16 protein-coding genes are annotated in these 14,466 nt (G+C 40.9%); 10 read left to right on the top strand and 6 right to left on the bottom strand.

The genetic code is table 11. From position 1 onward, the window contains the following. Positions 1 to 15: 15 nt before the first annotated feature. From KA713_18105 to KA713_18095, 3 genes are all read right to left on the bottom strand, one after another. Positions 16 to 1,371 (bottom strand): IS110 family transposase, encoded by a 1,356-nt coding sequence (locus KA713_18105; protein UXE66344.1) that lies wholly within the window; start codon positions 1,369 to 1,371, stop codon positions 16 to 18. Positions 1,372 to 1,778: 407 nt separating this feature from the next. After that, positions 1,779 to 2,189, bottom strand: a complete 411-nt coding sequence (locus KA713_18100; GenBank protein UXE66343.1) for a DUF1572 family protein — start codon at positions 2,187 to 2,189, stop codon at positions 1,779 to 1,781. A gap of 123 nt (positions 2,190 to 2,312) precedes the next feature. Further along, positions 2,313 to 2,819 carry a hypothetical protein gene (locus tag KA713_18095; protein ID UXE66342.1) on the bottom strand — a complete coding sequence of 169 codons (507 nt, stop codon included), beginning with the start codon at positions 2,817 to 2,819 and terminating at the stop codon, positions 2,313 to 2,315. Between the two features lie 283 nt (positions 2,820 to 3,102). On the opposite strand from KA713_18095, the gene KA713_18090 reads away from it, so the two are divergent. The 7 genes from KA713_18090 to KA713_18060 all read left to right on the top strand — a co-directional run bounded on the left by KA713_18090 (position 3,103) and on the right by KA713_18060 (position 10,073). Beyond that, positions 3,103 to 3,663 (top strand): nucleotide exchange factor GrpE, encoded by a 561-nt coding sequence (locus KA713_18090; protein ID UXE66341.1) that lies wholly within the window; start codon positions 3,103 to 3,105, stop codon positions 3,661 to 3,663. A 38-nt stretch (positions 3,664 to 3,701) separates the two neighbouring features. Next, entirely contained in the window at positions 3,702 to 4,073 is a 372-nt protein-coding gene (locus tag KA713_18085) for a four helix bundle protein (protein ID UXE66340.1), read from the top strand. Between the two features lie 46 nt (positions 4,074 to 4,119). Continuing rightward, positions 4,120 to 5,241: a molecular chaperone DnaJ gene (gene dnaJ / locus KA713_18080; GenBank protein UXE66339.1), complete on the top strand. Its 1,122-nt coding sequence runs from the start codon at positions 4,120 to 4,122 to the stop codon at positions 5,239 to 5,241. A gap of 136 nt (positions 5,242 to 5,377) precedes the next feature. Further along, entirely contained in the window at positions 5,378 to 6,268 is an 891-nt protein-coding gene (locus KA713_18075; GenBank protein ID UXE66338.1) for a hypothetical protein, read from the top strand. 156 nt (positions 6,269 to 6,424) lie between these two features. Continuing rightward, positions 6,425 to 7,369, top strand: coding sequence for an ATP-binding cassette domain-containing protein (locus KA713_18070; protein UXE66337.1), 945 nt, complete (start codon positions 6,425 to 6,427; stop codon positions 7,367 to 7,369). A 94-nt stretch (positions 7,370 to 7,463) separates the two neighbouring features. Continuing rightward, positions 7,464 to 8,789, top strand: coding sequence for an ABC transporter permease (locus KA713_18065; GenBank protein UXE66336.1), 1,326 nt, complete (start codon positions 7,464 to 7,466; stop codon positions 8,787 to 8,789). Positions 8,790 to 8,855: 66 nt separating this feature from the next. Next, the gene (locus tag KA713_18060; protein ID UXE66335.1) at positions 8,856 to 10,073 is read left to right on the top strand and encodes a HAMP domain-containing histidine kinase; all 1,218 of its coding nucleotides are present in this window, start codon (positions 8,856 to 8,858) and stop codon (positions 10,071 to 10,073) included. A gap of 80 nt (positions 10,074 to 10,153) precedes the next feature. Here the strand turns inward: KA713_18060 and KA713_18055 are convergent, their stop codons facing one another. Then, positions 10,154 to 11,035 (bottom strand): DNA-3-methyladenine glycosylase 2 family protein, encoded by an 882-nt coding sequence (locus KA713_18055; GenBank protein UXE66334.1) that lies wholly within the window; start codon positions 11,033 to 11,035, stop codon positions 10,154 to 10,156. Between the two features lie 97 nt (positions 11,036 to 11,132). Between KA713_18055 and KA713_18050 the strand changes: the two genes are divergently transcribed. Both KA713_18050 and KA713_18045 read left to right on the top strand, forming a co-directional pair. Beyond that, positions 11,133 to 11,831: a 2OG-Fe(II) oxygenase gene (locus KA713_18050; protein ID UXE66333.1), complete on the top strand. Its 699-nt coding sequence runs from the start codon at positions 11,133 to 11,135 to the stop codon at positions 11,829 to 11,831. A 31-nt stretch (positions 11,832 to 11,862) separates the two neighbouring features. Next, complete coding sequence (locus tag KA713_18045) at positions 11,863 to 12,093, top strand: metal-binding protein (GenBank protein UXE66332.1); 231 nt, start codon at positions 11,863 to 11,865, stop codon at positions 12,091 to 12,093. 17 nt (positions 12,094 to 12,110) lie between these two features. On the opposite strand, the gene KA713_18040 is transcribed toward KA713_18045, so the two are convergent. Both KA713_18040 and KA713_18035 read right to left on the bottom strand, forming a co-directional pair. Continuing rightward, the gene (locus KA713_18040; GenBank protein UXE66331.1) at positions 12,111 to 12,404 is read right to left on the bottom strand and encodes a hypothetical protein; all 294 of its coding nucleotides are present in this window, start codon (positions 12,402 to 12,404) and stop codon (positions 12,111 to 12,113) included. 155 nt (positions 12,405 to 12,559) lie between these two features. After that, a complete protein-coding gene (locus tag KA713_18035) occupies positions 12,560 to 13,450 on the bottom strand; it encodes an MBL fold metallo-hydrolase (protein UXE66330.1) in 891 nt (296 codons plus the stop codon). 155 nt (positions 13,451 to 13,605) lie between these two features. Here KA713_18035 and KA713_18030 point away from each other — a divergent pair, with 155 nt between their 5' ends. Next, a complete protein-coding gene (locus tag KA713_18030) occupies positions 13,606 to 14,454 on the top strand; it encodes a methylated-DNA--[protein]-cysteine S-methyltransferase (protein ID UXE66329.1) in 849 nt (282 codons plus the stop codon). Positions 14,455 to 14,466 lie beyond the last annotated feature (12 nt).

Here is a 14,466-nt window from a genome sequence, read left to right as displayed (position 1 = left end):
ATTCTGACTAACGTTTCACAAGTTGCTGATATTCAATTGCAATCCGAGGTCGTCAGGTGTTATATCAAACTTATGAATTAGCTTTTTCATTTCCATTACTTTCCTCTTTCTTTTTTGATCTAGGAATTCATAGGTGTTTTCCGGCTTGTATGGGATCTTCTTGACCAGCATGTTCCAAATGATGACGGCCAACTTTCTGGCTGTTGCTGAAATAGCTGACACCCTTCCTTTGCGAAAAGCGATCCTTTTGAAGAAATCGGATAGCGCTGTGCCTTTTAGGTTCCCAATCACATTGGCTGCATTGCGCAGTGCAATTTTTAAGCGGTTGCTACCTTTGGGTATTCTGTTGCTCAGTACTTTCCCACCACTGATTTTGTTATTGGGCGATAGCCTGAGCCATGAAGCAAACTGCTTGGCTGTATTGAATTTATATATCCCATTCCCCACCTCACTCATGATGGTAAGAACCGTGGAATGGCCCAGCCCTTCAATGGATAATAAGTCTGTGCCTTCAAAGTATTGATATGAGAGCAGGTTGATGTCAATGTTCTTGGGGTTGTTCTTGTTCACCCGCTTATGTACCTTCTTTTCAATATGGTGTTGCTTTTTATTCTCGTCACTGCTGATTTGCGCTTTCAATAAAGTATTGATCTCTGCGTCACACTCCTCTATACGTGACTGAAGGGTAACATACATTTCATATTCGTGCCTCAGGGCAAAAAGATAATCCTTACGCCCATTATATTGCAATGCCTTGGCGATCTCCTCTTCCGATTTCTTGCAGTTCCCATTGCGCAGGGAAGCCAGCTTTTCTGGATCGGTCTCACCCTTGCAGATCGCTTTAATAATGGAAAGCCCTGTCAAGCCGGTCACATCATTGACCACTATATCCAAGCGGAAATTTAACAGCCGCAGGTACTTCTGTAATTTACGTATTGTATCGGCACCCTGTTCTATCAAATTCATCCGATGACGGCAATACGTGCGGAGCTGTTCGGTTGCTTGATCGGGTAAAAAACTCCCGCTCAACAATCCAAGGGTGTGCAATTTTTGTATCCATTGACAATCCTGCACATCACTCTTCTTCCCTTTAATGTTCTTGGTAAACTTCCCGTTGCACAAAATTACCTCAAACCCAGCTCCTTGTAGTACGGTGAACAAATTCTGCCAATAGGTTCCTGTGCTTTCCATGGCCACCGTCTTTATCCCGTGATCGGACAACCATTTGGCAAGGGACGATAAGTCTTCATTGTAAACACCAAACTCTTTCACATCCTCTTCTTTTTGCCCAACAGCAACAAAATGAGAACGGCTCCCAATATCAATTCCGGCTGCATTGGGGTTGACTACTTCCATTGATAGATCTTTCATAAAACATTTTTTAAGTGATTGTTCAAAAATGCCCTAAGGGAATGTATCTTTGACATGAAAGTATTCTGAACGGGGTACTCGCGAGAGCCCACCACTGAAATCATCTCAAAGCCTTCTTGCTAGAACAGGAAGGCTTTTTACATTCCAACCAGGATTGCCTCGGGCTATTATGCACCAACGCGTACATCGGCCTTGCAAAGGACTCCGTCAAGATAGCAAAATTTCAATCGATGGGAAGGTGTCCGGATGGACGTAACGTTAGCTTTGGAAATCAATTCTTTTTCAGAATAGGGAGGCTTGCCACCAACGATTCGGGGCTTTGCGTTCGGGTGGGAAATCGAAGCCGAGTACAAAACCTGATTTTGCACTTCAGCCCGCCTGACGCAAAACCCTTATTAGTGGCAGTTTTATTTTTCTCTTTTCAAATATTCGTCTGTAAAATGTTGTTTATGTTTTGGTTTAGAAAATTTTCCTGCATTGTATTCTTTCGAGTTTCCTTTCGGAATTGACAGTGAAGTCCACTTGTCATTACATAACATTTTTCCAATAAAAACAATTTGTCCAATGTGATAGGGATAATGTGCAAGTTGACGGTTTATGGCTTCTGTAATCGAATGTCCTTGGTTTCGTATGAAAATTTCTTTTGCCAAGTCGTTATCAGTTAATGGATTTATTGCGTTAAACAAACAAGTCCAACTTTCATTCCATTTGTCTATCAGTTCGGTTCTATCTGCAATGTCGTTATCAAACTCTTCGTCTCTTTTTCGCCATTCTTTTTCTCCGTCTGTTGTCAAAAAGTCTGTCCAACGAGAAAGCACTAACGATTTGTGCTTATGTCAGTAGCGGGATTTTGAAACTTCGCCCTGTCCCACAAGCAGAACGAAATTATGAAAACAAAACGAAGATACAACACGACACCCCGCTATTGCATAAGCACTGTGTTAGGGGCAGTAGTATCTCACTCTGTCCACGAAGTCTTTAACCTTTCCGATTTGTCCCACGGAACAAGTATTACAATTTAAAATCAACTGATTCTCTAATCTCTCCAATTCTTCCTTCTCTTGTCCCTCGGCTGATATTTGGATTTCTCCTGCAACTATCTTTGCCCAATTCTCAAAGTCATTGTCTGTCAGCAAGGATTCGTCAATAAAATATTTAACAAATTCCTTTGTTCGCTTCTCCAAATATTGTTTTCCAATTAGTCCTAAGGATTCAGAGTAGGCCCCGTCCGCTTTCTCAATAGTCCGCGTTACTGTTAGGAAATAAAATGGTCCCGTTTCTGAATTGGTCGTTAGTAAACTGTCCAACAACGCCAAGGTTTTTGTATCGTCTGCAGGATGTTCCACTTTACTGAATAAATCCTTACAAGCTTGTGGAATATTGTCATGGGTCAAGTAGAATGAAATTTGGTGTCCAGCAAATATTTCGTTGTTCTGCTTTTTGTCCACGGGGTTACAATTGAACAAACTCAGAGTCACTATTATTAAACTAAATTGTCGTGTTGGTCGATTCATTCTATTGCCCCTAACTCCAAATATACGCAACTCCCTCCTTGTGGGCTTGCGTAAATCACTCCAAAATAGCTGGCTTTCAGCAGCCCCGCTAACCCCTAACACCTAACCCTCAAGTCCCAATTAACCAACCGCCAACAACCCAATTTCCCGTCTTATTGTCACGCTTGGTCGTTTGGCAAAATTATTGTCATTTTGCAGCCCATTTAACCCATTTGCAATGGAAAATACTGTTCATCCAGAACCTGAATTGAGCAAACACGATGATTCAACCCCAGAAGTAGAGATTCCCGGCCAAACGCCCGAGGCCGAGCGAACCACCACGGCCTCGCCCGTTGATGCCACCAAAAAGCTGCAAGACGAATTGGCAGAGGCCAAAGACAAATATGTGCGCTTGTATGCCGAGTTCGATAACTTCCGTAGGCGCTCGGCCAAAGAGAAGCTGGACATGATTCAATCGGCCAACGAGCAGTTGCTAAAATCGCTGCTATCCGTAGCCGATGATTTTGAGCGGGCAGAGAAAACTTTTCCTGACAAAACCGATAAAGCAGCCGAAGGATTTTTTCTGATTCAGAACAAGTTTAAAAAAATATTGGAGCAATACAGCGTAAAAGCAATGGAGGCCGCTGGCGCAGACTTCAACCCCGACTTGCACGAGGCCATCACCCAAATACCAGCACCCGAAGAAAAACTGAAAGGCAAAGTAGTAGATGTGGTGGAGAAGGGATATTTGTTAAATGACAAAGTAATCAGGTTTGCAAAAGTTGTTGTTGGAAGTTAGAAATTCGAGGTTAGAGGCTGGAAATTCGAAGTTTGAAAATGGTAAAGTCTTTTAAGGATTTAGATGTGTACAAGTTATCGTACGAAGTAGCAATGGACTTGTTTCGAATTTCAAGAAGGTTTCCAAAAGAAGAATTGTATTCTTTAACGTCTCAACTCGTACGCTCCTTAAGGTCGGTAAGTGCAAATATTGTTGAAGGTTGGTCGAAAAGACATTATGAAAATAAATTTAAGAATCATTTGATTGATGCGTTGGGTTCAAATGGCGAAAGCCAAAACTGGATTTCATTCGCATCAGACTGTGGATATATTTCAACTTATGAATACAAAAATTTCGAAGATAAATTCGACCACATAGGCAAAATGCTTACGAAACTTCATCAAAATTGGGAAACCAAAACAAATCAATAACCCAAACCCTTCGAACATCTAACCTCAAACTTCCAACATCGAAAAAATGGCAAAAAGAGATTACTACGAAATACTGGGTGTAAGCAAAGGCGCTTCGTCAGAAGAGATAAAAAAGGCTTATCGCAAAACAGCCATACAATTTCACCCCGATAAAAATCCGGGCAACAAAGAGGCTGAAGAAAAATTTAAAGAAGCAGCCGAAGCTTACGAAGTGCTGAGCGATGAAAGCAAACGCGCCCAGTACGACCGCTTTGGGCACAACCGCCCAGGTGGTGGCGGTGGCTACAGCAGCCATGAAATGAACATGGAAGACATCTTCAGCCAGTTTGGAGATATCTTTGGTGGAGGCGGTGGCAGCCCATTCGATAGCTTCTTTGGAGGTGGCAGCGGTCGTTCGCGCCAGCGCAAAGGTTCTAACCTGCGCATCAAACTAAAACTTACACTCGATGAGATTGCCAATGGCGTTGAGAAAAAAATAAAAGTCAACCGGCTTACTGTTGCCGATGGCGTTACCTTTAAAACCTGCCCTACCTGCCAAGGCACGGGGCAAGTGCGCAAGGTGGTGAACACCATGCTGGGCCAAATGGTATCCGCCAGCACATGCTCAACTTGCAATGGCGCAGGTCAAAGTATTGACAAACGCCCTTCGGGAGTTGATAGCTCAGGTTTGATTTCAAAAGAAGATTTAATCTCCGTAAAAATTCCAGCCGGTGTGGCCGATGGCATGCAGCTATCGATGGCTGGCAAGGGGAACGAGGCACCCGGTGGAGGCATTCCCGGTGATTTGTTGATATTGATAGAAGAAACAGAAGACAAACACTTAAAGCGCGATGGGCATAACCTGATTTTTGATTTGCACATCAGCTTTGTAGATGCCGCCCTTGGCACTTCCGTAGAAGTTCCTTCTATCGGTGGCAAAGTGCGCATTAAAATTGACCCCGGCACGCAGAGCGGGCGCATTTTGCGCTTGCGCGGAAAAGGGTTGAAAGACGTAAACGGCTACAGCACGGGCGATCAACTGATCTACATCAACGTGTGGGTGCCCAAAAAACTAAGCCCTGAAGAAAAAACCAAGATCGAATCGTTGCGATCATCACCTAATTTTCAACCCAGCCCCGATGCCAACGAGAAAGGGTTCTTTGAAAAAATGAAGGAATACTTCGGATAAATTTTTTAAGATTATACAACCTTTCGTAGATAAACCCGTAATACCTCCTTACGGGTTTATTTTTTTTGAAAAAAAACCTTTCTTACATGAGCGAACCTTGTAATCGATATTGTCGTAAAAACAGTAGTTATTTTAGATGATAAAAAGTGGGCTTTTCATTTTTTTGGGGTTAATCGGGGGAACTTCCATCGCCCAGATCAAAAAGCAATTTTCTGTTGAATCAAATGAAGGTTGTCAGTCGGTAAAACTTCAACTAAAATCAAAAACGGGTAATTGCTTTATCCGCTCCACGCAAAATGAGGAACTGCTAGCCGTTTACAGCAATCAAAATCTAGAAGAATACAACCACAACTTTAGCACCGAAATCAAAGATAAAACCTGCATGGTAAAACTTGCCTTAGAGCAAGAAGCCGAGCAAGGTGTGGGTAAAAGCATTTCGTATCAGGTGTTTGGCCGAAGCGAAAAATCTTCTGACAAATTTTGGAAGGTATATCTCACCGAATCGATGCCCTATTTTTTGGATTTGGATTATGGCTTGGGCAATGCCAACATCGATCTTTCGGGTTTATCCATTCAAAAGCTAAAGATCAAAACCGCCAGTGCCGATGTTAACATCAACTACGGATCGGGCCTTGAAAATAAAATGAACATGGATACTTTTTTTGTGAAGATAGACATGGGCAGTGTAAATGCGCGTCAACTAAACCTTTCACGCGCCAAAGTGGTAGTGGCCGATGTAGGTTTTGGCAACATGCTGCTCGACTTCGATCAAAAAGCCATCACCACACAGCGGGTAATTGGCAGCGTTGGTGCCGGCAACTTGATTATCGGATTGCCCAGCGAAGATACCCCGGTGGTTGTCACCATCAACGATTCGTGGTTGTGTAGCATCAACCTGTGCAAAAGCTTAAAGAAAATTGGTGAGAATAAATTTGCCAACGAAGCCTACAACAAAAGCACCAAAGGTGCCCTCTCCTTCGACCTTGATGTATCGATGGGAAAGATTGTGTTTAAAGAACCACGCTAGGGAATAGATGTTGGATTCTAGATACTAGTATCCAGAATCCAGAATCTAGTATCCAGAATCTAGTATCTAGTATCCAGCGAATAACAACTTTCCCTTCCCTAATTGTAATCCTGTTGTTACTTTTGGTACTTATTCCAAAAAAAACCAACATACCCTGTGGAAGCATTATTAGTTAAAGATGTGAGTAAGGTTTACTCGCAACACAAAGCCCTCGACAATGTTAGCATCACCATTCCCGAAAAAACCATTTTTGGTCTGCTGGGGCCAAATGGTGCAGGCAAAACCACCCTCATTCGCATCATCAATCAAATCATCAATTCAGACAGTGGTGAGATTCTGGTGTTCGGAGAAAAATTAAAACCGAGCCACATTGAAATTATCGGGTACTTGCCCGAAGAGCGTGGTCTTTACAAAAAGATGAAAGTGGGCGACCAGCTTTTGTACCTGGCACAACTCAAAGGCTTGAGCCGCAAAGATGCGTTGGCCAAAATAAAAATTTGGCTCGAAAAATTTGAGATCAAAGATTGGTGGCACAAAAAAGTAGAAGATCTAAGCAAGGGCATGGCGCAAAAAGTGCAATTTATCAGCACCATACTGCACGAACCCAAGTTGATTATTTTAGATGAGCCCTTCTCTGGCTTCGACCCGGTGAATGCGCAATTGATTACCGAGAAAATTTTAGAACTGAAAGAAAATGGCAGCACCATTATTTTCTCTACGCATCGAATGGAAACGGTGGAATCATTGTGCGACCACATTGCGTTGATCAACAAATCAAAAAAGATTTTGGAAGGGCCTAAGAAGCAAGTAAAAGAAAGTTACCGCACGAACACATTTTTAATAGAACACCGCGGCAATCACTTCCAATTACCCAGCGAGAAATACGAAGTAAAGAGTCAGGTTAAAATTGAAGAAGATTTATACACAACCACCATCAAAGCAGCCGCAGGCATCAAAGGCAATCAAGTGATCCGCGATTTGGTGGACATTACCGAGCTCTACAGCTTTCAAGAAAAATTGCCAACAATGGCTGACATCTTTATCGGTTTGGTAAAAGCCGATGGCGATGAAGCCTTACGAAAACATTTGCAAGAAGTTTGAATATAGCAACAGGCTACGTGCTTCCGGTCGCAGCCGATGAACAGAAGCAAACCTTGCAGTCAAAAATAAATTACCATCATTACCACAAAAAAATATGAACAAAATTTGGTTGATTATACAACGCGAGTTTTTGAACCGAGTTCAAAAAAAATCATTTCTCATTACTACCATATTAGTGCCACTTATTTTTCCGGCTATTTTCGCTGGCCTTGGCTACTTAAAAAAAATTGAGTCCGAATCTGCCAAGCCATCGGTTGTGCATGTAGTGGATAAAAGTGGAAAATTTGAATTTACCAACTCAAAAGATTTTACCTTCATTAAAACACGAGATTCACTAGAAGATGCAAAAAACGTTTATAAACAGACAAAAGATTTTGCGCTTCTATATATACCAACATTCGATATCAATAAACCAAAGGGATTCGTAATCTATACATTAGAAAATTCAGGAATCGAAAAAATTGGAAATTTAACCTCACTAATTGAAGATCGAATTCATGATTTGAAATTAGAAGAATACAAAATTGACAATGAAACATTGAAGAACCTCAAAACCGATGTTGATTTAGAGCAAATTAACCTAAAAGACGGAAAGGAAAAGAAAAGTAATTCAGCATTATTGACAATTGTAGGTACAGCATTGGGCGTTTTAATTTATATGTTCATATTCATTTATGGCATTCAAATTATGCAAGGTGTAATCGATGAGAAGACTTCAAAAATTGTAGAGGTAATTGTTTCTTCTGTGAAGCCTTTTCAATTAATGTTGGGAAAGATTGTTGGAATCGCTTCTGTAGGTCTAGCGCAGTTCATTATTTGGATAATCATCATTAGTTTACTCACACCGCTTGCAATGAGTATTGGTTTCAAGTCTCCGCAAAAACAAATGATGGAGCAAGTACAAAAGAAGTATGAAAAATCTCCAGAAGCCAAAGAAGCGGTGCAAGCACAGAAAAGCAAAACGGAAAAGATGATAACTGAATTAATAGATTTACCATGGAGTAAAATAGCTTTTGTATTCGTCTTCTATTTTATAGGTGGTTATCTTTTGTACGGGGCATTATTCGCTGCTGTTGGTTCAGCCGTTGAATCAATTCAAGAGTCACAGCAATTTCAATTTCCGATTACAATACCATTGATCATTGCCTATTTTGGTTTAATTCTGTTTGTTTTGGAAGATCCGCACGGATCCGTAAGCTTTTGGCTATCGATGATTCCATTTACTTCCCCAATTATTATGGTGGCAAGAATTGCAAACGATGTTCCCGATTGGCAATTGGCTTTATCGATGGTTTTACTCATTGCAGGTTTCATTTTCACCACCTGGATTGCGGGACGCATTTACCGTGTAGGTATTTTAATGTCGGGGACCAAAGTAAGCTGGAAAGTATTGGCCAAATGGTTTATGATGCGAGAATAATATCGATTGACCGTTATCAAATCCGGAGCCTATACACTCCGGATTTTTTTTGCCTATTTTTGAGTTATGCCAGGCAACCCCAATTCACCTGTTTCTGTAGAGTTTTATCGGGATAACACTAACCTGAAGTGGGTCATCTTGGTGGTCTCGGTGCTCATTAGTGTAGGCACTATTGTTTTTACCAATGTGCTGGTCTCTCAACTTAAAGAGCGTGAGCGTAATCAGGTAAAACTAGTGGCACGTGCCATTGAGTACACCATCAACGACACCGAAAACAACATTGTGTTTATTACAGAAGAGATCATCAATAAAAACAATTCTATCCCCACTATTCTAACCGATGATAAAAATAACATCATCTCCTTCACCAACATCGATATCGACTCGTCTTGGAGCAACGCCCGAAAAGATAAAGTGTTGAAAGAAGAATTGGCCGATATGATTAAAACCTATCCACCCATTGAGATTTTACTAAAAGATCAAATCACACAAAAAGTGTTTGCCCTTCAGCGGGTGTATTATAAAAATTCATTTTTGCTTTCTGAACTGATCGCCTATCCCTACATCGAGATTGCCATTCTGGCCATTTTTGGTTTTATCTCTTACCTGGCTTTTAACTATTCCAAAACCTCCGAGCAAAATCGTGTGTGGGTTGGGTTGGCAAAAGAAACCGCTCATCAGTTGGGCACGCCCCTCTCTTCGTTAATGGCGTGGATTGAAGTATTGCGCGATGACCCAGAGTTAAAAAAGAAAGGCATTGTGGACGAACTCGACAAAGACATTCAAAAGCTGCGCATGGTAACCGAACGTTTTTCCAGCATTGGGTCAACACCTGTATTAAAAAATGAAAACATTTATCAGTTGGTAAACAATGTGGTTTCGTATTTGCAGCCGCGTGTTTCGGCCAAAGTAAAAATTGAAGTGTACACACTTTCGGAATCCATCAAAGCAAAAGTACACGCACCATTATTTGAGTGGGTGGTAGAAAATTTATGCAAAAACGCTGTAGATGCCATGGGCAATACCGGCACCATTACTATAAAAATATTACGCGGCAGCGAGGGAAAAGTATTGATTGACTTATCAGATACCGGCAAAGGCATTCCCAAAAAATTAATTGGCAATGTTTTTAAGGCGGGCTTCACCACCAAAAAAAGAGGTTGGGGGTTAGGGCTTACCTTGGCCAAGCGAATTATCGAAATCTATCACGAAGGAAAAATATTTGTAAAATCTTCCGAAGAAAACCAAGGCACTACTTTTCGGATTGAGTTGAAGAGCGCTTAAGTGGTGAAAGGTAAGTGGTAAGTAGTAAGAGGTGTCATTTATTTATATATTTACCAATTACCACTTACCAACTACCATCTTCAAAGACTCTTCCACAAATAGAGCGTGGCATACGCCTCCCAGCCTTTGTATTTCTTAAAGATGCGCCTGACTTGATCGAGCGATGGTTTTACTTTCAATCCTTTTAGATTTTTAATGGCGTTGTGCACGCCTGCATCTTCCAACGGAAAAGCATCTGGATAACGAAAGGTTTTCATTAACGCATAGTTGGCAGTCCAGTTGCCAATGCCTTTTATTTTGATCAATTCTTCTTTGGCTTGCGTAAGATTTAAGCCCACTAACTTTTCTTTTGACATCCGTCCCTCTGCAAAGGCTTGTGAAATGCCTACTGTATAAATTGCTTTTTGTTTGGAAAATTGAAGCGGCAACAAGTCTTCGGGTTTTAATTGCGCCACTATTTCATAATCTGGAAACCGATAAAATTGATTACCCGTCCATTCAATCGATTTACCAAACTGCTCAACAAATCGCTGCTTTAAGGTGTAGGCAAAAGTTAAATTGATTTGCTGGCCCAGCACCGCCCAAATAAGTGATTCATACAAATCTGGTTGTCCCACCACTCGATACCCAAAATATTTTTTTACTAAATCACCCAATAGCGCATCTTTTTTCACCATCGTATAAAATGCCTTAAGGTCAGCGGCCAAATCAAACCATTCTGAAACAAAAAGTTTAATGCGATTGATTATTGAATCGGATACTTCATCCGTTAGCACTTCAACCATCAACCGATTCGTTTTACCGCTCACCCGAATCAAAACAGATTGATCTTCTATGTACAGATGCTTTAATACTGCTATGCCTTCAACAGTATGTAATTTTTCTTTTGGCGACCGTTTTAGAAATTCTAGACACAATTCAAAACTGAATTCGTGAGGCGTTGGCAAATAGAATTTTTGCATACGGAAAGGTGGATGAAAAATTGGTGAATTGCAATCCAATAAAGTTAAATAGCAAGAAACGGGTTGGTTAAATTACTCATCGTTAGAATATTTGGACATGCAAAATGCAAATTACATTATCTCGGAAGAAGCATCACAAAATTTAGATGCCAATGGATTTGTAAAACTGGCTTCCAGTTTATCAAAAGAACAATGTGAGGGATTAATCAATCTTTACCAGCAGGAAAATCTATACCGAAGTACCATCAACATGCAGCGGTATCGATTTGGAAAGGGGGAGTATAAATACTTCAACTATCCTTTGCCTATTATAATAAAAGAATTACGAGAGAATCTTTATCCGCAGTTAGCCAAAGTAGCCAATGAATGGATGAAACGGCTATCAATTGATACGGTGTTTCCCAAGGAACACACTGAATTTATTGAACAATGTAATCGCAAACAGCAAGTAAGACCCACTCCACTCATTCTTAAATACGAAGAGGGTGGGTACAACACACTTCACCAAGATTTATATGGAGAAGTGTACTTTCCTTTTCAAGTAGTCTTCCAGCTTAGTGACCCTACCGTAGATTTTGTAGGAGGTGAATTTGTATTAGTGGAACAATTGCCTCGGGCGCAATCAAAAGCACAAGTAATCAATCTCCATCAAGGCGATGCACTTATCTTTACTACCAACTTTAGACCAATACTTGGCACAAAAGGGTATTATAAAGCAAAAATGAAACATGGTGTCAGCCCTTTACAAGCGGGCAAGCGGTTTGCATTGGGAATTATCTTTCATGATGCGATTTAATTTGAAAAGGAGATAATTTAAAGATTTTATAATGATTTCTCATTCTACGATTTCAGCTAATTTTTTGCGTGGTCAAATCAAAATTGGAAAAATCCGATTGGCGGGGAACAAAAAGTTAAAAATATTCGGAACACTCCATTGCAAATCGGGCAAGCGAATGAAAAAAGAAAATCGTGTTTTCTTCGAATCTGAAGACGAAGCCATCAAACTAGGCTACCGGCCTTGTGGGCATTGCGTGAGGGCAATCACTAATGTTTTCTAAGGCCAAGGTCCAAGTTTTTAGTTTGGCGCTGGCACTATGATTGACATGTCGTTTAATAACATTGGATTCTCCTTTTTAGTAATCCTTTTGTGCATATCTAATAATCTATGCAATAAGAATTGGATTGGTTTGTATTTCTCGTTGTCCGCTAGTTTGATTTTGGAATAGACATTTTGGCTTGCACGCCAGAAATACCTTCGATTTTTAGGTGAAAATGTTCTTAGGTCGAAATTGATCATAATCACTTCGTTTCCACGAATAAAGCCACCAAAACCATTTGGGGTATCACCTTCATCTGGTCGGTATATCATTTCACTTAGGTATTTGGCAAAATCAGAAGCCCCTCAATTGTTTGTAGCTCCGCAACTATCAATTCCAAAGTATGTGAAGCATAATGCCAGTTTCTGGCAAATCCTCTTCCATCCTCTAATGTCCAAAAAGCTGACGCCATGGCTAAAAAACATCACTATTGCTTATTTGCCAAACTCTCTGCTACAATCATCACAAAATCTTTTCCTTTAATAAACCCCTTCCCGAGTTTTGCTTCGTATTTATCAGTAATACCTAAAGCTCCTAAATCTTCAACTTTTGTTCCCTTTTTTAAAGCGGCCAACACTTGGTCGCGAATGTCAACCAATTCATCACGCAACTGTTTTACATCTGCCTTGGTAGCCAATGCTCCGTGGCCGGGAATAATTTTTGAGTTGTCGTCTAATAGCAGTAAAAATTTGTCGAGTGTAGAGATGAAACCATTTACGCTGCCGCCACTGCTCAAATCAATAAATGGATAGCCGTAGCGAACAAACGCATCGCCTGCGTGAAAGACATTCGCTCTCTTAAAATGAATGATGGCGTCACCATCGGTATGTCCTTTGTCAAGGTGAACGATGTCTATATCTTCATCATTCAAATGAAAATTTAAATTGGTGTTAAAGGTAATGGACGGCCAAGCTTCTTTATCACGTGGTGGTGTCTTGCTGTTAAACCTTTTATTGAATTGCTCGGTCATCATTCGGGTGCGCACTTGCTCGTGGGCCACCAATGTGGCTCCTTGCTTTTTAAAGTTATCGTTACCACCTGAGTGATCGCCATGAACGTGGGTATTGATTACGTATCGAATATTGTTTTTGGAAATCGACTTAATGGCATCCGTAATTTTGGCGGAGAGTGGAGCGTACTGGTCATCAATCATCAGCAAACCATCGGAGCCAATTAGCAAACCAATATTGCCACCGGATCCGGTAAGCATGTAGATTTTGTCGGTGATTTTTTGTGGACGGATTTTTACTGTATCAAAATTTTGCGCCTGTAAGGAAAAGGTACATAGTAGAAACAACAAGCTAACTGAAAACTTCATAAAAAATGGATTTTATTGGCTTCAAGTTATCTGAATTTAAATCAAAATCAATGGCGTGATTATACGAATGAATAGAATGCGCAAGAAACAGGTTGAAATCAATGTTTTGGGGTTTCAATTTTGAACCATCATTTGAAACAAAAATTTACATTTGTATGACTATCATGAACACAGATTTAAACTACTCGCGCATTGCCAAAGCCATTGGTTACTTGGAAGAAAATTTTAGGGAGCAACCCGACTTGGATGAAGTTGCCGAGAAGGTTCACCTCTCTCCGTTTCACTTTCAACGTTTGTTTACCGATTGGGCCGGCATCAGTCCGAAACGTTTTTTGCAATACCTAACAGTTGATTATTTAAAGAACAAGCTACAAGATTCAAAAAATTTAATCGATGCTGCTGAATCGGCTGGCTTGTCAAGCCAATCGCGCGTGTATGATTTGTTTACAACGCTGGAGGCCGTAACCCCACAAGAATACAAAGAAAGCGGTGGTGGCTTGCGGATTGAGTATGGCTTGCATGATACTCCGTTTGGCACAGCTTTGATTGGTGCAACTTCGCGCGGCATTTGTTGGCTATCCTTTTTGCCAAGCGATGGCGAGCCGCAGGTTGAAATCAATAAAATGAAACAGCATTGGAATAATTCGTTGTTTCACCAAGATCAATTGCTTACGCAGTCAATTATTCAACAGATTTTTGCAACGGCTACCCCATCAAAACAAAAGCTTCATGTGTTTGTGAAGGGCACCAACTTTCAAGTAAAAGTATGGGAGGCATTGCTTCGCTTGCCGTTGGGTTCAGTAACTACGTACCAAGGCATTGCACAGCAAATTGAAAACCCAAAAGCGATGCAAGCGGTGGGCTCAGCGGTTGGCTCTAACCATGTTGCCTACTTGATACCTTGCCATCGCGTGATACGCAAAGACGGAGTTTTGGGTGAGTACCGATGGGAAGCCACTCGCAAAAAAAGTATCATTGGTTGGGAGATGACGAAGGTGGGGTGAGCTAATAAAAAA

The sequence above is a fragment of the Chryseotalea sp. WA131a genome (assembly GCA_025370075.1).
Taxonomy (GTDB): domain Bacteria; phylum Bacteroidota; class Bacteroidia; order Cytophagales; family Cyclobacteriaceae; genus ELB16-189.
This window is presented reverse-complemented; position numbering and strand designations above follow the sequence as displayed.

What these genes read in the sequence shown, in the direction of transcription:
- KA713_18060 (UXE66335.1), top strand. Translation starts at nt 8,856, where the DNA reads ATGCCAGGCAACCCCAATTCACCTGTTTCTGTAGAGTTTTATCGGGAT.
- KA713_18035 (UXE66330.1), bottom strand. Translation starts at nt 13,450, where the DNA reads ATGAAGTTTTCAGTTAGCTTGTTGTTTCTACTATGTACCTTTTCCTTA.
- KA713_18050 (UXE66333.1), top strand. Translation starts at nt 11,133, where the DNA reads ATGCAAAATGCAAATTACATTATCTCGGAAGAAGCATCACAAAATTTA.
- KA713_18055 (UXE66334.1), bottom strand. Translation starts at nt 11,035, where the DNA reads ATGCAAAAATTCTATTTGCCAACGCCTCACGAATTCAGTTTTGAATTG.
- KA713_18040 (UXE66331.1), bottom strand. Translation starts at nt 12,404, where the DNA reads ATGATATACCGACCAGATGAAGGTGATACCCCAAATGGTTTTGGTGGC.
- KA713_18105 (UXE66344.1), bottom strand. Translation starts at nt 1,371, where the DNA reads ATGAAAGATCTATCAATGGAAGTAGTCAACCCCAATGCAGCCGGAATT.
- dnaJ (UXE66339.1), top strand. Translation starts at nt 4,120, where the DNA reads ATGGCAAAAAGAGATTACTACGAAATACTGGGTGTAAGCAAAGGCGCT.
- KA713_18045 (UXE66332.1), top strand. Translation starts at nt 11,863, where the DNA reads ATGATTTCTCATTCTACGATTTCAGCTAATTTTTTGCGTGGTCAAATC.
- KA713_18075 (UXE66338.1), top strand. Translation starts at nt 5,378, where the DNA reads ATGATAAAAAGTGGGCTTTTCATTTTTTTGGGGTTAATCGGGGGAACT.
- KA713_18090 (UXE66341.1), top strand. Translation starts at nt 3,103, where the DNA reads ATGGAAAATACTGTTCATCCAGAACCTGAATTGAGCAAACACGATGAT.
- KA713_18085 (UXE66340.1), top strand. Translation starts at nt 3,702, where the DNA reads ATGGTAAAGTCTTTTAAGGATTTAGATGTGTACAAGTTATCGTACGAA.
- KA713_18065 (UXE66336.1), top strand. Translation starts at nt 7,464, where the DNA reads ATGAACAAAATTTGGTTGATTATACAACGCGAGTTTTTGAACCGAGTT.
- KA713_18030 (UXE66329.1), top strand. Translation starts at nt 13,606, where the DNA reads ATGACTATCATGAACACAGATTTAAACTACTCGCGCATTGCCAAAGCC.